This window comes from Paenibacillus sp. YAF4_2 (assembly GCF_052113225.1).
Classification (GTDB): domain Bacteria; phylum Bacillota; class Bacilli; order Paenibacillales; family Paenibacillaceae; genus Pristimantibacillus.
Window position 1 is genome coordinate 142,123 of the sequence record NZ_JBFRCT010000009.1, and the last position, 22,271, is coordinate 164,393.

At 46.9% G+C, this 22,271-nt stretch carries 23 protein-coding genes and 1 other annotated feature; of the genes, 21 read left to right on the plus strand and 2 right to left on the minus strand.

Annotated elements, in window-relative coordinates:
- Positions 1-14: 14 nt before the first annotated feature.
- From murA to ftsZ, 4 genes are all read left to right on the plus strand, one after another.
- Positions 15-1,283 carry a UDP-N-acetylglucosamine 1-carboxyvinyltransferase gene (gene murA / locus AB4Y93_RS20870; RefSeq protein WP_167277735.1) on the plus strand — a complete coding sequence of 423 codons (1,269 nt, stop codon included), beginning with the start codon at positions 15-17 and terminating at the stop codon, positions 1,281-1,283.
- A gap of 90 nt (positions 1,284-1,373) precedes the next feature.
- Positions 1,374-2,141, plus strand: a complete 768-nt coding sequence (locus AB4Y93_RS20875) for a cell division protein FtsQ/DivIB (protein WP_441894775.1) — start codon at positions 1,374-1,376, stop codon at positions 2,139-2,141.
- A gap of 214 nt (positions 2,142-2,355) precedes the next feature.
- On the plus strand, positions 2,356-3,603 hold the full coding sequence (gene ftsA, locus AB4Y93_RS20880) for a cell division protein FtsA (RefSeq protein WP_441894776.1): 1,248 nt from the start codon (positions 2,356-2,358) through the stop codon (positions 3,601-3,603).
- Positions 3,604-3,620: 17 nt separating this feature from the next.
- Entirely contained in the window at positions 3,621-4,754 is a 1,134-nt protein-coding gene (gene ftsZ, locus AB4Y93_RS20885; protein WP_441894777.1) for a cell division protein FtsZ, read from the plus strand.
- A 99-nt stretch (positions 4,755-4,853) separates the two neighbouring features.
- Here ftsZ and AB4Y93_RS20890 read toward each other — a convergent pair whose 3' ends face one another.
- On the minus strand, positions 4,854-5,237 hold the full coding sequence (locus AB4Y93_RS20890) for a hypothetical protein (RefSeq protein WP_441894778.1): 384 nt from the start codon (positions 5,235-5,237) through the stop codon (positions 4,854-4,856).
- 414 nt (positions 5,238-5,651) lie between these two features.
- On the opposite strand from AB4Y93_RS20890, the gene spoIIGA reads away from it, so the two are divergent.
- The 12 genes from spoIIGA to AB4Y93_RS20950 all read left to right on the plus strand — a co-directional run bounded on the left by spoIIGA (position 5,652) and on the right by AB4Y93_RS20950 (position 16,547).
- Positions 5,652-6,575 (plus strand): sigma-E processing peptidase SpoIIGA, encoded by a 924-nt coding sequence (spoIIGA, locus tag AB4Y93_RS20895; protein WP_441894779.1) that lies wholly within the window; start codon positions 5,652-5,654, stop codon positions 6,573-6,575.
- Positions 6,576-6,625: 50 nt separating this feature from the next.
- Complete coding sequence (sigE, locus tag AB4Y93_RS20900) at positions 6,626-7,348, plus strand: RNA polymerase sporulation sigma factor SigE (RefSeq protein ID WP_167277749.1); 723 nt, start codon at positions 6,626-6,628, stop codon at positions 7,346-7,348.
- 105 nt (positions 7,349-7,453) lie between these two features.
- Positions 7,454-8,236 carry an RNA polymerase sporulation sigma factor SigG gene (gene sigG / locus AB4Y93_RS20905; protein WP_167277752.1) on the plus strand — a complete coding sequence of 261 codons (783 nt, stop codon included), beginning with the start codon at positions 7,454-7,456 and terminating at the stop codon, positions 8,234-8,236.
- Between the two features lie 152 nt (positions 8,237-8,388).
- Positions 8,389-8,667 (plus strand): PRC-barrel domain-containing protein, encoded by a 279-nt coding sequence (locus AB4Y93_RS20910; protein WP_441894780.1) that lies wholly within the window; start codon positions 8,389-8,391, stop codon positions 8,665-8,667.
- 33 nt (positions 8,668-8,700) lie between these two features.
- Positions 8,701-9,555, plus strand: a complete 855-nt coding sequence (gene pgeF, locus AB4Y93_RS20915) for a peptidoglycan editing factor PgeF (RefSeq protein ID WP_441894781.1) — start codon at positions 8,701-8,703, stop codon at positions 9,553-9,555.
- 4 nt (positions 9,556-9,559) lie between these two features.
- The gene (locus tag AB4Y93_RS20920) at positions 9,560-10,288 is read left to right on the plus strand and encodes a YggS family pyridoxal phosphate-dependent enzyme (RefSeq protein WP_441894782.1); all 729 of its coding nucleotides are present in this window, start codon (positions 9,560-9,562) and stop codon (positions 10,286-10,288) included.
- Positions 10,289-10,291: 3 nt separating this feature from the next.
- Positions 10,292-10,753 carry a cell division protein SepF gene (locus AB4Y93_RS20925; protein ID WP_441894783.1) on the plus strand — a complete coding sequence of 154 codons (462 nt, stop codon included), beginning with the start codon at positions 10,292-10,294 and terminating at the stop codon, positions 10,751-10,753.
- Positions 10,754-10,781: 28 nt separating this feature from the next.
- Positions 10,782-11,033, plus strand: coding sequence for a YggT family protein (locus AB4Y93_RS20930; RefSeq protein ID WP_091183423.1), 252 nt, complete (start codon positions 10,782-10,784; stop codon positions 11,031-11,033).
- A 13-nt stretch (positions 11,034-11,046) separates the two neighbouring features.
- Positions 11,047-11,826, plus strand: coding sequence for an RNA-binding protein (locus AB4Y93_RS20935; RefSeq protein ID WP_441894784.1), 780 nt, complete (start codon positions 11,047-11,049; stop codon positions 11,824-11,826).
- A gap of 101 nt (positions 11,827-11,927) precedes the next feature.
- Positions 11,928-12,458: a DivIVA domain-containing protein gene (locus AB4Y93_RS20940; protein ID WP_441894785.1), complete on the plus strand. Its 531-nt coding sequence runs from the start codon at positions 11,928-11,930 to the stop codon at positions 12,456-12,458.
- 66 nt (positions 12,459-12,524) lie between these two features.
- Positions 12,525-12,801: a binding site (T-box leader), on the plus strand.
- Between the two features lie 147 nt (positions 12,802-12,948).
- Positions 12,949-16,038 (plus strand): isoleucine--tRNA ligase, encoded by a 3,090-nt coding sequence (gene ileS, locus AB4Y93_RS20945; RefSeq protein ID WP_441894786.1) that lies wholly within the window; start codon positions 12,949-12,951, stop codon positions 16,036-16,038.
- A 239-nt stretch (positions 16,039-16,277) separates the two neighbouring features.
- Complete coding sequence (locus tag AB4Y93_RS20950) at positions 16,278-16,547, plus strand: DUF5665 domain-containing protein (RefSeq protein ID WP_441895005.1); 270 nt, start codon at positions 16,278-16,280, stop codon at positions 16,545-16,547.
- A 41-nt stretch (positions 16,548-16,588) separates the two neighbouring features.
- Here the strand turns inward: AB4Y93_RS20950 and AB4Y93_RS20955 are convergent, their stop codons facing one another.
- Entirely contained in the window at positions 16,589-17,299 is a 711-nt protein-coding gene (locus AB4Y93_RS20955) for a TraR/DksA C4-type zinc finger protein (protein ID WP_441894787.1), read from the minus strand.
- A gap of 167 nt (positions 17,300-17,466) precedes the next feature.
- On the opposite strand from AB4Y93_RS20955, the gene lspA reads away from it, so the two are divergent.
- The 5 genes from lspA to AB4Y93_RS20980 all read left to right on the plus strand — a co-directional run bounded on the left by lspA (position 17,467) and on the right by AB4Y93_RS20980 (position 22,244).
- Complete coding sequence (gene lspA / locus AB4Y93_RS20960) at positions 17,467-17,988, plus strand: signal peptidase II (protein WP_441894789.1); 522 nt, start codon at positions 17,467-17,469, stop codon at positions 17,986-17,988.
- Entirely contained in the window at positions 17,969-18,913 is a 945-nt protein-coding gene (locus tag AB4Y93_RS20965; protein WP_441894790.1) for an RluA family pseudouridine synthase, read from the plus strand. Before lspA ends, AB4Y93_RS20965 begins: the two co-directional genes overlap by 20 nt.
- 131 nt (positions 18,914-19,044) lie before the next feature.
- Positions 19,045-20,280 carry an LL-diaminopimelate aminotransferase gene (locus tag AB4Y93_RS20970; protein WP_441894792.1) on the plus strand — a complete coding sequence of 412 codons (1,236 nt, stop codon included), beginning with the start codon at positions 19,045-19,047 and terminating at the stop codon, positions 20,278-20,280.
- Positions 20,281-20,796: 516 nt separating this feature from the next.
- Positions 20,797-21,342 (plus strand): bifunctional pyr operon transcriptional regulator/uracil phosphoribosyltransferase PyrR, encoded by a 546-nt coding sequence (pyrR, locus tag AB4Y93_RS20975; protein WP_441895006.1) that lies wholly within the window; start codon positions 20,797-20,799, stop codon positions 21,340-21,342.
- On the plus strand, positions 21,339-22,244 hold the full coding sequence (locus tag AB4Y93_RS20980; protein WP_441895007.1) for an aspartate carbamoyltransferase catalytic subunit: 906 nt from the start codon (positions 21,339-21,341) through the stop codon (positions 22,242-22,244). Before pyrR ends, AB4Y93_RS20980 begins: the two co-directional genes overlap by 4 nt.
- Positions 22,245-22,271: the final 27 nt, after the last annotated feature.

Below are 22,271 nucleotides of genomic sequence, written 5' to 3' on the forward strand. Positions count from 1 at the left end.
TCGGAGGTGATACATTGGACAAATTGGTGATTGAAGGCGGGAAACCTCTCTCAGGATCCATTGTTATCCAAGGAGCGAAAAATGCCGCTTTGCCGATATTGGCAGCCTGTATGTTGGCGGAAGGCACTTCTACAATAAAACATGTGCCTAGACTGCTGGATATCGATGTGATGCTTAACATTTTGCGCGAATTAGGATGCCGCGCTGAGCACGTGGGAGATACGGTTGTTCTGAACACAGAAACCGCACATACTTCTCATGTACCGGAATCGTTAATGGGACAGATGCGCTCGTCTATCTTTTTGATGGGGCCATTATTAGCTAGATTTGGAGAGACGCAGGTTTATCAGCCTGGCGGCTGCGCAATCGGCGAGAGAAAGATCGATCTTCATTTGGAAGGACTTCAAGCACTTGGCGCAGAGATTGAGGAAATTGGCAACCGGATTATTTGCCGGGCAGAAAAACTGCATGGCGCAGATATCCATTTGGCTTTTCCAAGCGTGGGTGCTACGGAGAACATTATGATGGCAGCCGTGCTTGCCGAAGGGCGCACGACAATAAGTAATGCGGCGCGGGAGCCGGAAATTCAAGATTTACAAAGGTTTCTGAACGAGATGGGCGCTAAGATCATGGGTGCCGGAACGGATACGATCACAATTGAAGGGGTACAGTCGCTTACACCTTGCACATACACAGTAATTCCAGATCGCATCGTTACCGGTACTATCATGGTTGCTGCTGCCGCAACACGCGGGCAGGTTACTTTATTGAATACGAATCCCGCACATTTATCTTCGCTCATTCACGTGCTCCGCAGAGCAGGTGTTCAAATTGTAGTTGACGGTGATATAATCAAAGTGGGCTGTCCTGGGCGGCCAAGAGCGGTAGAAAGAGTCGTTACGGCTCCGTATCCTGCCTTCCCAACCGATCTTCAGTCGCAGGTGATGGTGCTGCTTGCGCTGGCAGATGGAGTGAGCATTTTGAAGGAAACGATCTTCGAAGGTCGCCTTAAGCATGTGGATGAATTGTCACGCATGGGTGCTGATATCAGGGTTGACATGAACTCGGCATTTATTAGAGGTGTGCCGCGTCTATACGGTGCAACGGTAGAAGCAACCGACCTTCGGGCGGGAGCAGCGCTTGTTATCGCCGGATTGGCAGCACAAGGCAAAACGATCGTCGAACAAATCCATCATATTGACCGCGGCTATGATTGCATTGAAACGATGTTAAGCAGAATCGGCGCGCGCATTTCGCGTTACTCTCCTGTTCCGAAGAGTTAATCGACGGATGACCGAATCGCAGCTGGATAGAAACGACCGGCCCTGCCAAGAAGGAGGACCGGATGTTTTTTTAGAAGGAAGGGACAAGTTATGAGCGAGCTCATGCCTGTATTGAAAGAGCCGGAGAAGAAGAGAAGGGGCAGCCGCAAACTGCTGGCCGTTCTATTCCTACTGTTTGCGATTCTCTTATCTGTATTATTTTTCAATTCATCAATCAGCAAGATTACGACGATAACAATAGAGGGCGCACAATACACCTCGAAGACGGACATACAATCAGCAGCTGGCATTAACGCTGGTGACGCCTATTTCGGCGTATCAGAGAACAAAGTCGTGAGTCGTATCAAGAAATTGAAGCCGATTCAGGAAGCAAGTGTTACGAAGTCTTTCCCCGGTGATGTGAAGATTACGGTCAAAGAATTCCCAATTGTGGCATTTGAACTGTCTACGAGCGGCGAAATGTCTGCTATTATGTCGAATGGAACCAATGTTTCGGCATTAAGCGACGAATTTCTGATGGACAAGCCCGTGCTTTCTGGTTGGAAGGCTGACGATCCCAATCGAGGAGAGCTGACCAAGCAGCTTGGCCAAATCTCGGAGAAGCAGCTTTCTGATTTGTCAGAGATTATTCCGGACCCGTCCAAGGCGTATCCAGACCGGATCAAGATTTACACTCGAACCAAATTTGAAGTTATCACTGCTGTTTCTTTGCTGGCAGATAAGATCGATGCATTGAATGCGGTTATCGAGACGCAAGAGCCTGGGAAAATTACGATGCTGCTCGCGGACACTTATGTTCCGTTTAATAGTAGTGACTCAGAAAATATGGAATCTGATCAAAAAGAGACTACTCAATAGATAGAAAGAATGGTAGAATTTTATACACAGATTTAATGTATTTTCAAGCGAGAATCCAGCATTCATAACATAAGGCTCAATACGTAACATGAGGGAAATGAAAATTTTGTTGAAAAAAGAGGGAATATATCAAAGGCGTTGAATAAGTAGAAGGACGAATGTTTATAACCCTATTCTTGTCTTTATTATTCGTTGAAACGGGAGGTGCCGCGGGTTGAGCAGTAACGACATCATCGTCAGTTTGGACATCGGTACATCCAAAGTTCGTGCTATTATTGGGGAAGTGAGTAACGGAACCATTAATATTATTGGAGTTGGATCTGCCGACTCGGAGGGTATTCGCAAGGGAGCTATTGTAGATATTGACCAGACCGTACAGTCGATTCGCAGCGCAGTGGAGCATGCGGAAAGAATGGTTGGCATTCAAATATCAGACGTCTATGTTGGGATTCAAGGGAATCACATTGCACTACAGACGAATCGTGGCGTTGTTGCAGTATCCAATGAGGATCGTGAAATAGGTGAGGAAGATATCGAACGTGTTATTCAAGCGGCCAAAGTGGTCGCGCTTCCTCCAGAACGTGAAATTATTAATCTTGTACCAAAGCAATTTTTAGTTGATGGCTTGGAAGGCATCTCTGACCCACGAGGGATGATTGGCGTACGGCTCGAAGTAGAGGCGACAATTGTAACGGGGACAAAGACGGCTATACATAATTTAATGCGCTGCGTAGAGAAAGCCGGTCTTCGGATATCAGGCGTTATTCTGATGTCTCTTGCTTCAGGCGTTATGTCGCTAACAAAAGATGAGAAAACGATGGGAACCGTTCTTACCGATATCGGAGCTGGCTCTACGACGATAACCGTCTACGAGCAAGGCAGCCTTGCTGCCATTTCAACTTTGCCTATCGGCGGTGAATATGTAACTAATGATATTGCTTACGGTCTCCGGACACAGTCGGAACAAGCTGAGAAGATTAAATTAAAGTACGGTTGTGCTTTTGTTAATGATGCAGCTGATGATGTGAAGTTTAAAGTAACTCGCATGGGAAGCAATGTAGAGAAGGAATTCTCTCAGGTCGATCTGGCCAGCATTATTGAGCCGCGTATGCAGGAGATTTTCCAGCTTGTTCGTCAAGAAGTACGCAGACTTGGTTACGGCGACAAAGTGAATGGATACGTATTAACCGGAGGTTCTGTTACAATGCCGGGTACACTCGCTCTTGCACAAGTGGAGCTGGAATCATCCGTTCGTGTCGCATCGCCGGATTATATCGGTGTGAGAGATCCTGCGTACAGCAGCGGAGTAGGAATGATCCAATACGTGTCGAAATATATGGGAGTACGTGGAGCATCAGCAAGTACAGGGAAGAAAACGGCAAGCCGCAAGTCGGGTACCACCGCTTCATCCAAACCCGGTATGTTCGAACGGTTGAAAAATATGTTTAGCGAATTTATTTGATCGGGGGAAAATGAAAGATGTTGGAATTCGATTTGGATCTAGAGCAACTCGCTCAAATAAAAGTAATTGGTGTAGGCGGCGGCGGCAGCAACGCAGTTAATCGAATGATTGAGAACGGCGTTAAAGGCGTCGACTTCATTACCGTAAATACAGATGCGCAAGCTTTGCATTTGGCAAAGTCCGAGCATAAGCTGCAAATCGGCGATAAGCTGACACGTGGTCTTGGCGCAGGTGCGAATCCAGAAGTAGGCAAGAAAGCGGCTGAAGAGTCGAGAGAGCTTGTCATGAACCAATTGAAAGGCTCGGACATGGTGTTCGTTACAGCCGGCATGGGCGGCGGTACGGGTACCGGTGCAGCTCCGGTTATTGCTGAGATTGCCCGCGAATGCGGCGCGCTGACAGTCGGCGTAGTAACACGCCCGTTCACCTTCGAAGGCCGTAAACGTGCCGCGCAAGCGGAGCTTGGCATCGAAGCGCTGAAGGAAAAGGTAGATACGCTGATCGTTATTCCGAATGACCGTTTGCTTGAGATTGTGGACAAGAAGACCCCAATGCTGGAAGCGTTCCGCGAGGCGGACAACGTGCTTCGTCAAGCGGTGCAAGGTATCTCCGACTTGATCCAGGTACCTGGTCTGATCAACCTTGACTTTGCCGACGTGAAGACCATTATGACAGAACGCGGATCCGCGCTTATGGGTATTGGTATCGCGACTGGCGAGAACCGTGCTGCTGAAGCAGCAAAGAAAGCCATCATGAGCCCGTTGCTTGAGACGTCGATTGACGGCGCACGTGGCGTAATCATGAACATTACAGGCGGCAGCAATCTGTCGCTGTATGAAGTAAACGAAGCGGCTGAGATCGTTATCTCTGCTTCCGATCCGGAAGTAAACATGATCTTTGGTGCAATCATCGACGAAGATCTGAAGGATGAGATCAAAGTTACAGTTATTGCAACAGGATTTGAGCATAAGCCATCTGTAGCAGCACGCCGTGCACCTCAGCCTCAAGCTGAGCCAGAAGCGCGCACGACTTCGACATCAACTTCGTCGGCATCGTCGCAAGCTTCGGCTGTTAAGCCATTTGGCGCATCACCTTCGAGCGACCAGCTCGAAATCCCAGCGTTCCTGCGTAATCGTCGTACAGACCGCTAATCTCTTAATCTTCCGCCTGACCGGCTCGCCGGTCAGGTTTTTTTGTTTGTTTCAATCGTGGCAAACCAAGTGACGAAAACAACCTCTCAGAGGTCGAACTCAAGTTAGCAGTGCCTGAGAGGTAGGAAACGACGTGTCATAGAAGCAACCTGCCCCATCTTGGTAAGCCCTCACCAGTCGGCGTCCACGAAACGTCGCAGCCATGCACATGCGAGGCTTATCCTTGACATAATCGTAGGAGAAACACAGAACATTCCATTCGTCTATCACTAGATGATTTTGCCTCACCAGATGATCAGAGAATTGCCATCTGCTTATGCCAGCAGCGTGAGAGTTATATCCATCGATCTCGATAGCAAGCCGGAGAGGGGAGCGAATATAAGCAAAATCCAAGTATCGCTTTCCATCACGAAAGTCTACAATCTCATATTCAGGATGAAGGCAGTCGAATTGTGAGAAGGCAGGGAACCATACTTTTTGCATGAAAAGTTGTCCTTCGTGACTATGTCCTTCCAGTAGTCTTCTTTTATTTTCTCCGACTTGCCTCTTAAGATGATCATGAAACCAGCCTTCATAAACCTCTTCATACGACAAATCCAGTCACGCTCCTCGCATCTAGATATAAAAAAGCCACGCTTCAAGGAACAGAATAGTTCCTAAAAACGTGGCGTGTGCCTCACGACTAAGCGGATTATATGGATAAAGATTACCATATTGCAGAATAATCAACAACCCTCGAGCCCTATAAACTCCCATTTTACCCTCGACAAAAAAAGCTATGTCATGCCGTCATGTTTAGACAGACTTTGAAATAGGATTTTTATATACTAGGTTCAATCGTTCTCTCCAGAGGGAGGGTAAACGATCTGTCGTTCGAACCCGCTGGAAGGTGAAGCTGTGGCTGTTTATGTCGATGTCATGTTTATGCGGGAGATGCTTGTTGACGGCAGTATATTGCTTACGACTGCTTGGGTCCGCCATATACGTGCACGTCCTTGGCGGGTGTTGACAGCAGCGAGCATTGGCGCTGGTTATGTCATTCTTATGCTTTTCCCACCACTATCTATTTTATTTACATTAGCCGTCAAAATACCGATTTCTCTCCTGATGCTATGGGTTGCGTTTGGTTTTTCTTCCATTCAGAACTTTTTCCGAAACATCGCCGCCTTTTACACGGTTAACTTTGTTGCCGCCGGAGCGATCATAGGGATTCATTACTTGCTTATGCAGGGCTCAGGCGAAGTATGGCGTACGATCACCTTTATAAATGGCGGTATGCAGGTTGAGCTGAAGATGGGATTTATTTATGTGCTCGCTGCATTTAGTATCGGCATTTACATATACCGCTCTGTTTATGTTCAGCGGCGCGAGAGGGAGCTGGTGAGAACACATTTGGCCGAGGTGAAAATTCAAATCGGCGACCGGCAGCATACCTGCACCGGACTGATCGACACAGGCAACCAACTATATGATCCGTTAACCCGGACACCAGTTATGGTTGTGGAAGCGAACATATGGCAAGACGACTTACCAGAGTCATGGTTGAAGAGCATACGCGATGCGCAGGTAGATAGACTGGTTGCAGGACTTGGCGAAGAAAACTTCGTCTGGCAGGATCGGCTGCGACTTGTACCCTACAGAGGGATCAATCGTGGTTCACAATTTATGTTGGCACTCAAGCCGGATTTTGTTCAGATTGAGCGGGAAGGGCAAGTGTACGTTTCACGGAAGGTGCTGATCGGCATCGACGGCGGCAAACTTTCGTCAGACAGCGCTTACCAAGCGATAATCCATCCGTCACTCGTTCAGAACAGCCAATGATTGGATAAAGAAGATGAACGGATACATCAATTTGGGGAGGGATGGGCCAGATGCTCGTCAAGTGGAAATTAACCCTGCAGTTATATTATTATCGTGTTTTGTTTTTATTCGGATTAAAAAGCGAAGAAATCTATTATATTGGCGGCAGCGAAGCACTTCCTCCGCCCTTGACCCGTGAAGAAGAGGAATATTTGCTCGATAAGCTTCCATCCGGCGATACGGCGATTCGTGCCATGCTGATCGAACGCAACCTGCGTCTGGTCGTTTATATTGCGCGAAAATTCGAGAATACAGGCATCCATATTGAAGATCTGGTATCTATCGGTGCAATTGGACTTATTAAAGCAGTTAACACCTTTGATCCGGAGAAAAAGATTAAGCTTGCGACTTATGCATCTCGTTGTATTGAGAATGAAATTCTTATGTATCTGCGGCGGAATAGCAAGACGCGGACGGAAGTATCCTTTGATGAACCACTCAACATTGATTGGGACGGCAATGAGCTGCTGTTGTCTGACGTGCTTGGTACGGAAAATGATACCATTTACCGGAATATTGAAGAGCAAGTAGACCGGAAGCTTCTCCATAAAGCACTCGATAAGCTGTCGGAGCGGGAGCGAATTATTATGGAACTGCGCTTCGGGCTCGCCGATGGTGAAGAAAAAACACAGAAGGATGTTGCGGATCTTTTGGGCATTTCCCAGTCTTATATTTCACGTCTGGAGAAACGCATCATTAAGCGGCTGCGTAAGGAATTTAACAAAATGGTGTAATGTTATACCCAATTATGGGGCAACAGATACCCCTGTTTTGGAAGAATAAAATAGGGGTCCAGGGAGATAATGTACATTAATGTTTCTCCTTGGGAGGTAATCACGTTGACCCGAAATAAAGTCGAGATCTGTGGAGTGGATACTTCGAAACTGCCTGTCCTTACAAACGCCGAGATGCGGGAGCTGTTCACCGCATTACAAACAAAGAGCGAATGGGCAGCCAGAGAGAAATTAGTTAACGGCAATTTAAGGCTGGTTCTTAGTGTTATTCAGCGGTTTAATAACAGGGGAGAGTTTGTAGACGACTTATTCCAGGTCGGCTGCATTGGACTTATGAAGGCGATCGATAATTTCGACCTTAGCCAGAACGTCAAATTTTCCACCTATGCCGTGCCGATGATTATCGGTGAAATTCGCCGTTACTTACGTGACAATAATCCGATCCGTGTATCACGGAGCTTAAGGGATATTGCCTACAAAGCGCTTCAGGTGCGAGACAGCCTGACGAATCAAAACTCGCGTGAACCAACGATTTTTGAAATCTCAGAAGCGCTGAATGTACCAAAGGAAGATGTTGTGTTCGCGCTGGACGCGATTCAAGATCCGGTCTCCTTGTTCGAGCCGATCTATCATGACGGCGGTGACCCGATTTATGTGATGGATCAAATAAGTGATGACAAGAACAAAGACGTATCCTGGATCGAAGAAATTGCACTTCGTGAAGCGATGCATAAATTAAACGATCGTGAAAAAATGATTTTGTCGATGCGCTTCTTTGAAGGAAAGACGCAAATGGAAGTCGCTGACGAAATCGGCATTTCACAAGCACAGGTATCCAGGCTGGAGAAATCGGCGATCCAACAAATGCAAAAGCATGTTAAAACATGAACGGTGCCGCTAGGCACCGTTTTTTCATGTTCCAGTGCTTGTTCAGGCGAACAAGCTAACTTGTTTTTTTATTCGAACAGGACATTTTGGGCGTTTTGTACATATAGATAAGAGAGGATGTTCATCCCGTTCAAGTGAAAGGTGATGTGCAAATGAAGATATCGGATTTTCAAACGAAGGATGTTATAAATATTGTGGACGGTAAAAAACTGGGGCAAGTCAGTGACCTGGAGTTGGATCTGCGCCAAGGTCGTATCGATGCGATCGTTATTCCCCAGTACACAAGATTTCTAGGTGTGTTTGGGAGCGGAGGGACCGAGGTCGTTATTCCGTGGCGTAATATTGTTAAAATTGGAGCAGACGTCGTGCTTGTCCGAATGGATGAATCGAATAAGAAACTTGAGGACGAAGATTTGCACGCCCGCTCATAACAGGGTAAACTGCTTACAGAGGTGAGTGCCCGTATGGAATCGTTTAAATCTGTACTTTCGGCGAAGGGACCTTCGCTTTTTTTATTGTCTGAATGGAATGAACAAAATGAATATTTGACTGCTGGTTTTACAAGCAGAAACGGCGGAGTAAGCGAAGAACCCTGGGCTTCTCTTAATGTAGGTCTGCATGTTGGTGATCAGGATGCAGACGTTGTGCGTAACCGTCAGCTAATTGCCGAAGCGATAAATTGGCCATTTGAGGCATGGACCTGTGGGGAACAGGTGCATGGCAGTAATGTATTCGCCGTTACGGAAGCGGAGCGGGGGATGGGACGGCTGTCACGATCTTCAGCCATTGCAGATACGGACGCACTTATTACGAATGTGCCAGGTGTGCTTCTTGCATCATTTTACGCTGACTGTGTTCCACTGTATTTCTATGACCCGGTGCATCAAGCCGTAGCGCTTGCTCATGCAGGGTGGAAGGGTACGGTGCAGCAAATTGCGGTGCGAACGATTGAAGCGATGGAGAAGCAATATGGGACAAAGCTCGAACAACTTCGCTGTGCTATAGGGCCGTCGATTGACGACTGCTGTTATGAGGTTGACGGTTTTGTCATTGATAAGCTGCAGTCGCTCGTACAAGAACTCGCAAACGCAGCAAATTCTGCCCCTGAATCTATGCTTACATTGGTGGAAAACGGTAAAGCTATGGTAAACTTAAAACAAATTAACCGACATATTATGCTTAAAGCAGGAATTTTGCCGATTCATATCGAATTATCCGAGTGGTGCACAGGATGCAGCACAGATCAATTTTTCTCCCACCGGAAGGAAGGCGGCAAAACTGGCCGTATGGCCAGCTGGATCGGTATCCGGGAAAGGTGATCGAATGACGAATACGATTAAAACAGCATTATCTGGAAGAATAGAAGAGGTAGAGCGCCGGATCGCAGAAGCTTGCGAGAGAAGCGGCCGAAGCCGTGAAGATGTAAACATTATCGCGGTAACAAAGTATGTGTCGCTGGAAACAGCGGAGGCTGCCCATCAGTTAGGACTTCAGCATCTCGGTGAGAATCGTTGGCAGGACGCTAAGGACAAGTGGGAAGCCATTAGCGGCAAGGATACAGGCGAAAGTAGTGGACAAGCCGTATGGCATTTTATCGGGTCGCTGCAGACGAACAAAGTGAAGGACGTCATTGGGAAATTTACATACATACATTCGATCGATCGCTTATCTTTGGCACAGGCGATTGATAAAAGGGCTTCCCAGCTAGGTATTACTGTTCCATGTTTCGTTCAGGTTAATGTGTCGGGTGAAGATTCCAAGCATGGCCTTGAACCTGAGCAACTGCCGATCCTTTTAACAGAGGTTAAGGAATTATCATCACTGCGCATTATCGGCCTTATGACGATGGCTCCTTATGAGACGGAAGCGGAGGAGACAAGACCTGTATTTCGTGCTTTGCGAGAGCTTCGGGATGAGATGAACAAGCGTGAACTACTCTCTGAACCGATGACGGAGTTGTCCATGGGTATGTCGGGAGATTTCGAGGTTGCGATAGAAGAAGGTGCAACCTTTATCCGTTTGGGAACGATATTAGTAGGAAAAGAGGGATAATCGATGAGTGTTATGAACCGGTTTATGAACTTTTTAGGCCTTCAAGAGGAAGAAGAAGTTGTAGAGCGTGAGAAGGTAACTCCACAATCAGAAGAACAAGAGGTTGAAACTTCTGCGTTCGAATCACGTAGAAACACCAAAGGCGGTAATAACAACAATATTGTGAGTATTCATTCGCAAAAGAGTGTCAGAGTCGTATTAAGCGAGCCGCGCTCATACGATGAAGCACAGGACATTGCTGACCATTTGCGTTCGCGCCGGGCGGTTATTGTCAATCTGCAGCGTGTGCGTACAGATTTGGCTGTACGGATCGTTGATTTCTTAAGCGGTACCGTATATGCGCTTAACGGCCACATTTCCAAACTTGGGCCAAACATCTTCCTATGTACACCGGATTCCGTGGAAATTCAAGGCGCCATTACAGAAATGCTGGCAGAGGATATTGATTACAATAAGATGAGGTGACCTTGATTTGGACGTCTATGGTTTGATAATGAACATCCAGAATATTTACAGCTTTATGATTATTGGTTACGTATTGTTGTCCTGGCTGCCAAATGCTCGTGAGAGCTTTATTGGTGTATGGCTGGGCAAACTGGTGGAGCCGTATCTTGGCATATTCCGCAGATTCATTCCACCAATTGGCGGCATGCTTGATATTTCTCCGATTATAGCAATCTTTGCTTTGCGCTTTATTGCTTACGGTCTCTATGCTGTTGTCGATTTCATTCTGAACATGTTCTAAGGAAGGACATTCTATGAAGCCAACACTATACGAGCATTTCCATCCGGATGAGAAGCCTTATGTCGATCGGGCTATGGAGTGGGTTGAACGGTCCGCGCAGCTGCATGAGCTGAAGCGGACCGATTTTTTAGATCCGAGACAAGCAGAGATTGTGCAGATGCTTGCAAATCGGAATCCAGACGTACAGCTTCGCCTGGCAGGCGGTTATCCGGAGGCTGAGCGATGCAGAGCCATTATTGGACCGGAATACCGTTATTTGGATGATGAGCCGATTGGTTTATCCGTCTTGGCCGTAGATGGCGGAGGTACTCATCTGGAACTTGATCACGGCGATTACCTGGGCGCATTGCTCGGTCTCGGCGTCAAACGTGATCGAATTGGAGATATTCATGTACATGAGGACTACTCGCATATAATTGTTTTGGACGAAATTGCCGATTACTTAAATGTACACTTAAGACAAGTGCATCGTGCGAGCGTACTTACGGAAATAATTCCCATCACTGAGCTTAAGCCCGTTGTACCTGCCCTTCAAGAAATGTCCTTCACAGTCGCCTCCATGCGGCTTGATGGAATCGCTAGTGACGTTTACCGGATCAGCCGGACTAAGATTGTGGATCCCATCCGTGCAGGCAGATGTAGAGTGAACTGGAAGACATCCGAGAATCCATCAGAACAGCTCAAAATGGGAGATGTTGTCTCCTTTAAGGGGCTTGGAAGATTTAAGGTGTTGGAAATTGATGGCATGACGAAAAAGGGAAGAATTCGCGTCAAGGTTGGTAAATTTATTTGATTCGTTGCAGGATTTTGGAAACAACTGTCGAAATCCATTCCAACAACGAATAATTCCGAGTACATCCGCGAATGCGGCAAATACGTTGAGGAGGTGCGCCAATGCCGTTGACGCCATTGGACATACATAACAAGGAATTTGGACGAAGATTACGCGGGTATGACGAGGATGAAGTGAATGAATTCCTCGATCAGGTGATCAAGGATTACGAATCGATTATTCGCGAGAACAAGGAACTCCAGAACCAGATTCTGGGTCTTCAGGAGAGATTGAATCACTTCTCAAATATCGAAGAAACGCTCAGTAAGACAATTATCGTCGCTCAAGAGGCTGCTGACGAAGTGCGTAGTAATGCTAAGAAAGAAGCGCAGCTTATTATAAAAGAGTCAGAGAAGAACGCCGATCGTATCATTAACGAGTCGCTTTCCAAATCACGCAAAGTATCGCTAGAGGTGGAAGAGCTCAAGAAGCAAGCCTCAATCTATCGTGCTCGTTTCCGTACGCTGGTAGAAGCTCAGCTTGAGCTGCTTGGTCAAGAAGGCTGGGATTCGTTAAATGCCGAGAATCAGCAGATTTCTCACTCATCGTCTACGGTAACCCATCTGACGGCTGAACATTTACAGCGCGGATAGGCATTTGACATTTGACATCGCAGCGGCGATAAGCTATAAATAATAGTAATTGAATGGTAGTTGATTCAAACTTCATTGACGAGAACGAGTACGATTCCAAGTTCGTCCACCAGAGAGCCGTTGATTGCTGAGAAGCGGCGTTCGAACCGATTCGGAAAATCATCTCTGAGAAGCAGCGCTGAACATGTGATCCTTTGTGGTTGCGTCATTAAGAGCTGACGGTTTGTCCCCCGTTAGAGGGACCGCGAATTGTTCATTCGCGCCAAGGTGCCGCAGTCGGTTGATTTATTCAACATCGACTACGGAACAAGGGTGGTAACGCGAGCTAAGCCTCGTCCCTTTTACAGGGACGGGGCTTTTTTGTTTTCACAAACAGCCTGAATTGGCTGTTAAGGTTCTAATTCTTAGGTATTGCTTACGAAGCAAGAATCATCACAAACAGCCTGAATTGGCTGTTAAGGTTCTAATTCTTTTTAGGAGGACATCAATAATGCAACGTGTAGACGTCAAAGAAAAAGCAAGAGCCCGGGAATTGCGTATTTTGCAGCAATGGGCAGAGAATGATACGTTCAAGAAATCGATCGAGAACCGTACAGGTAAACCGAACTATGTCTTCTATGAAGGCCCGCCAACAGCCAATGGTGCACCGCATATCGGTCACGTGCTTGGCCGCGTTATTAAGGACTTTATCGGCCGCTACAAAACGATGTCGGGCTACCGTGTCGTCCGTAAAGCCGGTTGGGATACTCACGGACTGCCGGTAGAGCTTGGCGTTGAGAAGCAGCTTGGTATTTCCGGAAAGCAAGAGATTGAGAAGTATGGCGTTGAGGAATTCATCAAGAAGTGTAAAGATAGTGTGTTCGTCTATGAGAAGCAGTGGCGTGAACTGACTGAAGCAATTGCTTATTGGACAGATCTCGATAACCCATATATCACTTTGAAGAATGAGTATATCGAAAGCGTATGGCATATCCTCTCGACTATTCACAGCAAAGGTCTGCTGTATCGCGGACATCGCGTTAGCCCTTATTGTCCTTGCTGCCAAACGACACTGAGTTCGCATGAGGTAGCACAAGGCTATGAGGATGTAAAAGATCTAAGCGCAACGGTTAAGTTTAAGCTCAGCAATGGCGAATCGATTCTTGCTTGGACGACTACGCCTTGGACATTGCCAGCAAACGTTGCTCTGGCAGTAAATCCGGAGCTGGATTATATCCGCGCATCCAAAGACGGCGAAGTATACATCGTCGCTCAAAACCTGGCAGAGAGCGTGCTTAAGGAAGGTTATGAGACACTCTCGACGCTGAAAGGTTCGGAGCTTGTTGGTCTTTCTTATGAGCCTCCATTCCGCTATGTACCAATTGAAAAAGGTCACATTGTTATCCCTGGTGACTTTGTCAGCGACACAAGTGGTACTGGTATCGTTCATATCGCACCTGCACATGGTGAGGATGACTATAAGGTAGCCCGTCAGAACGGCATCAGCATGCTGAGTGTCGTGAACAACGCCGGACGTTATGTAGATGAAGTGACGGATTTGGCTGGTAAATTCGTAAAAGACTGCGACGTCGACATTGTTAAAATGCTCAGCGAACGTGGGCTGCTCTATTCCAAAGAGCGTTATGAGCACAGCTATCCATTCTGCTGGCGCTGTAAATCTCCGCTTCTGTATTATGCGACAGAAAGCTGGTTTATCGAAACAACAAAAGTGAAAGATCAATTGATCGCTAACAACAGCACAGTAGACTGGTACCCAGGTCATATTCGCGAAGGACGCTTCGGCAAGTTCCTGGAGGACTTGGTGGATTGGAATATCAGCCGGAACCGTTATTGGGGAACGCCTCTTAATGTTTGGGTATGTGAAGCAACGGGTAAAGAATATGCACCGAGCAGTATTGCTGACCTGCGTGAACGCGCCGTAGACTTTGTGCCGGAAGATATTGAGCTTCATAAGCCTTATGTGGATGAGATCAAGCTGAAGTCACCATTCCAGGAAGGCGCTGTGATGACTCGTACTTCTGAAGTTATCGATGTATGGTTTGACAGCGGCTCGATGCCATTTGCGCAGCAGCATCATCCATTCGAGAATGCCGAAGAGTTTGCCGAGCAATATCCGGCAGATATGATCTGTGAAGGTATCGACCAAACGCGCGGCTGGTTCTTCAGCCTGCTGGCTGTTTCAACGCTGTACAACGGCAAAGCGCCATACAAAGCGGTTATCTCGACTGGCCATATCCTCGATGAGAACGGTCAAAAGATGTCCAAGTCGAAGGGCAATGTTATCGATCCTTGGGAAATCATCAACGAATTTGGTACGGATGCCTTCCGTTGGGCACTTCTTGCAGACAGTGCACCATGGAACAGTAAACGCTTCTCGCGCGGCATTGTGGGCGAAGCGAAATCGAAGGTTATCGATACGATCGTAAACACACATGCGTTCTACGCGTTATACGCTTCGATTGACGGATTTAACCCGGCTGATCATCCAGAGCGTCCATCCACAAGTAAGCTGGACCGCTGGATTGTATCCCGTCTGAACAGCCTGATCAAGAACGTAGTGAAAGGTCTTGAAGTTAATGACTTCCTGAACGCTGCGAAGGCAATTGAGATCTTCGTTGATGAGCTGAGCAACTGGTACATCCGTCGTTCGCGTGACCGTTTCTGGGGAAGTGGTCTTACCGAGGATAAAATCGCTGCTTATCAAACGCTGCGCCATGTGTTGCTGACGCTCTCCCGTATTATCGCACCATATGCACCACTGCTTGCAGAAGATGTGTACGGTAACCTTGGAGGAGAGTCTAGCGTTCATTTTGCCGATTATCCGACAGCGGACGAAGCGGCTATTGATGAGACACTGGAACGTGATATGGACAGTGCGAAGCAAATCGTAGAGCTTGCGCGCAACGTGAGGAACGAGACAGGTATTAAAACTCGCCAGCCTTTGTCAGAGCTGATCGTATCGCTTGACCGTGATTTTGCTGTAGCAGAGTATGAGGATATCATCAAAGACGAGATCAACGTGAAGTCGATTGTGGTTCAGAACAGCGACAGTGGTTTTGTTGACTTCTCTCTGAAGCTCAACCTGAAAGTGGCGGGTAAGAAATACGGCAAGCATGTTGGTCCTATCCAGGCTTATCTGAAAGGATTAGCAGCGGAAGCTACTCGTGAGGCTGTTACTTCTGGAAGCCTCGTATTCACTTCGGCTGAAGGCGAAGCGATCACCGTAACAACGGAAGAGCTGCTTGTCGAGAAACAAGCTAAATCCGGTTTTGCTTCTGCCTCGGCTAGCGGAGTTACAGTTGCCCTCAACACAGATATTACGCCAGAGCTCGAGCAGGAAGGTTGGGTGCGCGAAGTCATTCGTGCGGTTCAGGACACTCGTAAGAAGCTTGATCTTCCAATCGAGAAACGGATTGATCTGGCACTTGATGTTGACGCAGAACTTCAAGCAGCTCTTCAAGCGTTCAGCAATGTACTGAATGACAATGTCTTGTTAAACAGTGTTTCGTATGAATCTGCAGAGGGTATGGAACGCGTACAGCTTGGCGACAAAGAAATCGGCATTCTTGTCCGCGGGTAGGCATATAGTCGCGACAGTTCGGGATATAGTATAAGGAGCATGGCCACAAAAAAAGAGTGCCTGCACATAAGGCACCTTTTCCTTATAGCAAGCGGATGGATCCTAATCGGTTCTGACCGTTAACGCTTTGCAAAGGGGGACGCCACATGGTCCGTATTAAATTGAACGAAGAGTCGGAAAACGAAAAAAAGAAAGCTGTTGATGAAGAAACACTTGAAAGTAAATTAAGCAAATTAGATATGCGTCTGAGTAAAATCGCTACGAATATGGAGCGGACTCAAATCGCAGAATATGTAGATTTGCTCAATCATCCCATTCGGCTTTTGTGGCGCAATTTGCTGGCAGGCCTCGCGAAAGGCATAGGCCTCGCGATTGGTTTTACTTTCTTTGCGGCGACAATCTTATATTTGCTGCAAGCTTTAGGTGCTCTGAACTTGCCTATCATTGGTGATTACATTGCGGATATTGTTAGGATTGTACAAATCCAGCTGGAAGGCAAGATGTATTGAATAACAAACAGACGGCGGTGCTCAGCACCGCCGTCTGTTTGTTATTGCTCCTCGAGTTCATGATCGCCTTCATTATGATCCATGTACTGTTTGTAGTGACGATTACGAATAACGGAGACATGATTGCCGGTTATATCGGTTGCCACGAAGCTTTCGAATGACTCCACAAAGCCGTCATTCTCATCTGCTTCGATACCGATATGATCATAATCACCAACATTAGCGTTCTCAGACGTAGCTGGTGATTCAGCAGTACCCCATTGCTCAACAATTTGCCAGGCGTCTTCGCCGTCAAAGCCGTTATAATCATCATCATCCCGGCTTGATCGGCCAAACGGATGAGCTAGAAATTCTTCTTCTACCGGCCTGTGATGGGAAATTTCTTGTCGTGGTGCGTGCTCTAAGCAATACAGCGAATCAGGCAGTGCTTCAAGTCGTTCATAAGGAATTGGCTGGCCGCATGCACGGCATTGACCATAGCTTCCGTTATCTAATGCCTCCAAGGCATCGGCAATACGGGCTAAATGAAGATCCTCTTGCTCAAGTAAAGCTAGATCCTTCGAGCGTTCGAACATTTCAGTTCCCAGATCGGCGGGATGGTTATCTATTGGCGATAGCTCACCTGTATTATCACGCAGGGAAGAGGCGAGACCATTATGCTCGTTTTGGGATAATCGTTCCTCGAGCTCCCTTTTCTCAGCTTCAAGTCGGCTGCGGAGATGTGCAAGCTGGGCAGCTGTTGCATTCGGCATCGATTGCACCTTCCTTAGATGGATTAGGTATGTCGTTCAACATCTAAGCTATAGTGTTCACAAACCGTCTTTTTTTATAAAGGACTTCGTTGGAAACAGTACTACTGGCTCAATAGACGAACGTTATGCTACAATACAATAGTTTGGTACAAACTAGGAGGGATACGATGCGTTTTTATTATTACTGGATCGCGATAGTGGCATTTGTGCTGGATCTTATCACGAAAAAAATCATTGCTGCTCAACTTGAAATCGGCGAGCAGATTAGCGTGATCGGCAATTTCTTTATAATTACCTCGTATCGGAACCGCGGCGCGGCATTTAGCATTTTGCAGGAACAGAGAGTATTTTTCATCATCATTACCATCATCATTGTCAGTGCTATCGGCTGGTACATTCATATTTCCAGAAATTCCGGTAAAGCTTGGCTTCTGACCGGTCTTGGATTAGTGCTTGGCGGGGCATTTGGCAATTTTCTTGATCGTGCCGTTTATGGTGAAGTCGTTGATTTCCTGATGTTTAATTTCGGCAGCTATACGTTCCCGATCTTTAACATAGCGGATTCCGCTATTTGTGTAGGTGTGGCTTGTATTATAATTGATACCTTGCTGAATTCGAAGGAAGACTCTAAACGAATCAGCAACAGAGAGGACAAGGAATCTAACGAGCATGAGCAGCAACCTGTTTAATGAGAATGAAGAACTTATGGAGTATGAGGCGACGCCTGAGCAAGCTGGTGAACGAGTCGATAAATTTGTAACAGACAGCATAAATGATGATGCCATATCCCGTACACAGGTGCAGGATTGGATCAAGGTTGGGGCTGTGCAAGTTAATGGGAATACGGTAAAGGCCAACTATAAATTGTCGTCTGGCGATCAAGTAGCTGTAAAGGTACCTGAGCCGGAGGACGCTGCGATTCTGGCAGAAAATATTCCGCTTGATATCGTGTACGAAGACTCGGATGTTATTGTAATTAATAAACCTAGAGGAATGGTTGTTCATCCCGCACCTGGGCATTCATCTGGTACTGTCGTGAATGCACTGATGTATCATTGCAAGGATTTGTCTGGCATCAATGGTGTTCTTCGCCCTGGTATCGTTCACCGAATTGATAAAGATACGTCCGGATTATTGATGGCAGCGAAAAATGATCTTGCTCATGTATCGCTTGCTGAGCAATTGAAAGAGCATACTGTATCGCGCAAATATATTGCACTTGTTCATGGCAATCTGCCTCATGATCAAGGGACAATAGATGCACCTATCGGACGTGATCAGAATGATCGAAAGCTCTTTACGGTGACGGAGAAGAACAGTAAGCATTCTGTTACTCATTTTGTTGTGCTGGAGCGGCTGGTAGACTATACAATTGTAGAACTCCAGCTAGAAACAGGACGTACTCATCAAATTCGTGTTCATTTGAAATATATCGGTTATCCGCTCGCTGGTGATCCGGTTTATGGACGCAATAAGACAGTAGCCCTAAAAGGTCAAGCTTTGCATGCTGCATTATTAGGCTTTAACCATCCCCGGACAGGGGAGTTTCTAGAATTCGAGGTTCCTATTCCTGGAGATATGGAGCATGTCATTAATTCACTGCGGTTGCGCTAATAGGTGGCGAACTCTATTTAGAGGCTTGTGCGGAAAAGTACAAACATTTCAGCAAATTCTTCATTATTTCGACGTGAAAAGTAAGCTATCCTTAGCTTACTATCATATAGCAAAAGGAACGGTGACCATTCATGACAGCAATTAATCACAACTATACAGAGCTGCAAGGCAGCTACTTGTTCTCCGAAATCGCTAAACGCCGCACGAAATTTGTGCAAGAAAATCCAAATGCTGAAATCATCAGCCTTGGTATTGGCGACGTAACTCGCGGCCTGCCTGAAGCTGTAACAAAAGCAATGCATGCTGCAGTTGACGAACTGGCTGTGCCAGGTTCTTTCCGCGGCTACGGCCCAGAGCAAGGTTATGACTTCCTGATCAACGCGATCATCGAGAATGATTACAAAGCTCGCGGAATCAACATTCAAACGAATGAAGTATTCGTCAGTGATGGCTCGAAATGTGATGTTGGTAACATTCAAGAAATTTTCAGCGAGAACAGCATTGTAGCAGTACAAGACCCTGTTTATCCGGTATATGTGGACACCAACGTTATGGCTGGCCGTTCCGGTAAATTCAACAAAGAGACAAACCGTTACGAGAACATCGTATACCTGGACTGCAAAGCGGAGAACAACTTCACGCCTAGCCTTCCTGACCGTAAAGTAGATATCATCTACCTTTGCTACCCGAACAACCCAACAGGTATGACTCTTTCCAAAGCTGAGCTTAAAAAATGGGTTGATTATGCAAGATCGAACAACTGTATCATTTTGTACGATTCCGCATATGAAGCGTTCATCCAAGAAGAAGACGTTCCACACAGCATCTACGAAATTGAAGGCGCTGACGAAGTGGCTATCGAATTCCGCAGCTTCTCGAAGACTGCAGGCTTTACTGGCGTACGTTGTGCTTATACAGTTGTTCCTCGCAAGCTGAAAGGCCTTGATGCGAACGGAAATGAAGTGCTGATCAATGATCTGTGGAATCGCCGTCATACAACTAAATTCAACGGTGTATCTTATGTAACACAACGTGGTGCAGCAGCGATCTACTCGCCGGAAGGCAAAGAACAAATCGCAGCACTTGTTGACTACTACATGACAAACGCAGGCATTATCCGTGACGGTCTTGCTTCGATCGGTCTTGAAGTATTCGGCGGCGTTAACGCTCCATACATCTGGCTCAAAACACCAAACGGCATGGACAGCTGGGCATTCTTCGATAAGCTTCTATCTGAAGCAAACATCGTTGGTACACCAGGCGTTGGTTTCGGTCAAAGCGGTCAAGGTTACTTCCGTCTTACAGCATTCGGCTCCCGTGAGAACACGGAGAAAGCCGTAGAACGTATCCGTAACCTGTCCCTCTAATATGCATGAATGAACGGCCGTACAGAATTCAAATCTGTACGGCCGTTTTTTACCTCCCTCAGTTAAAATCAAACGAAGCACTTTGAATGATTCTTGAGGAGCGGAGCGTCCGCCTTTGTGTGTGGATTTCTTCCGATGAAAATTGTTCATTGAAATTCACACGCAACAGCGGCTGAAAGAACATTCAAATGCGTAGTTTGCTTTTTAACTATTATACTCTTGACATTTTTTGTCGAACAGGGTACAATTCTTTTGATATATGGCAGTACCTTTAAATCAGCCCAGAGAGGCTGGCAAGGTAGCGTGAATAACAGATCTGCCATACATAGAACAAGGCCTTAGCCTGAACCGCATCCTGCTGGGATAGCGGCGGCTGAGTTGACCCTCTATGTATGGCTGGTCTCAGGCTCCTTGCGTTGTTAGCAAGGAGCTTTTTTTGTCTCCTTGCTGATGTGCGCGATTGATTATCCATAACGAGGGAGGCGGCAAACGGTGGAGGAAGAGCATCTGGTCATTATGGACGAGACAGCGATTCGAAGAGCACTCACAAGAATAGCTCATGAGATCGTGGAGAAGAACAAAGGCATTGATGACTGTGTTCTAATCGGCATTCTAACTAGAGGGATTTACCTGGCAAGAAGAATTGCGGAACGTATCCAAGATATCGAAGGCAAGCCGGTTGAAGTCCGTGAGCTCGACATTACATCTTACCGCGACGACCGAAAAGCTTCTGTGGATGCAAATGTCGAAGTAGCTGCTGTTATCGGTGATCTGAATGGGGAACTATTCTCCGCGCATGATAAGAAAGTTATCTTGTGTGATGATGTGCTGTTCACCGGCCGCACGATCCGGGCAGCGATGGATGCACTTATGGACCGCGGAAGACCGCAAAGCATCCAACTGGCTGTACTGGTAGACAGAGGCCACCGTGAGCTTCCGATTCGGCCCGATTATGTCGGTAAGAATGTACCGACCTCCAAGCAAGAGCAAATTGATGTCTCGTTAGCGGAAATCGATCTGAAGGACCAAGTCATGATCATACACCAGAGGGGGCAGGTCTGATGACGACGATGACACAACTTAAACAGCGTAGTTTGCTTGGACTAAAAGATCTTAGCAAAGAGGAAATTGAAGCGATTTTGGATCGCGCAGCTTACTGGGAGCAGCATCCAAACAAAGTGCATACGACTATGCAGGGCAAATTTGCAGCGAACATGTTCTTCGAGAACAGCACAAGAACAAGATTCTCATTCGAAGTAGCAGAGAAACGTCTTGGAGCGGAAGTGCTGAACTTCTCGGCGGCTGTATCAAGTGTACAAAAGGGCGAATCGATCTATGATACGGTCCGCACACTTGAATCGATGGGAATCGATGTGGGGATCATCCGGTTGAAACCAATTGGTGTACTTGCTGAGCTAGCAACAAAAATTCAAGTACCGCTGATTAACGCTGGTGACGGTAATAACGAGCATCCTACACAGGCACTGCTTGATTTATATACAATGCGCAAACAATTCGGCAATCTGAACGGTCTGACGGTATCCATTATCGGAGACGTTCTGCACAGCCGTGTCGCACGCTCGAACCTGTGGGCGCTTCGCAAGTTCGGTGCGAAAGTTCAGTTCTGCTCGCCAGGCAACATGAAGGCTCCTGAGCTCGACGTTCCTTATGTAACGATGGAAGAGGCGCTGAAAGCTGATGTGGTTATGATGCTCCGCGTACAGCTGGAGCGCCATGAGAGCGGCATGCTGAACTCGGCAGAGGCTTACCGCGAGCAGTTTGGCCTGACGGTTGAGCGTGCAGGCAAGCTCGCTGAACACGCGATTATCATGCACCCGGCTCCAATTAACCGCGGCGTTGAGATCGACGATGAACTTGTAGAGCATTCGCAATCACGCATTTTCCCGCAAATGGCAAATGGCGTACCGATTCGGATGGCGGTTGTAGAACGGGCACTGAGCTAACACGAATAAAATCCGGAAGGTGAACAA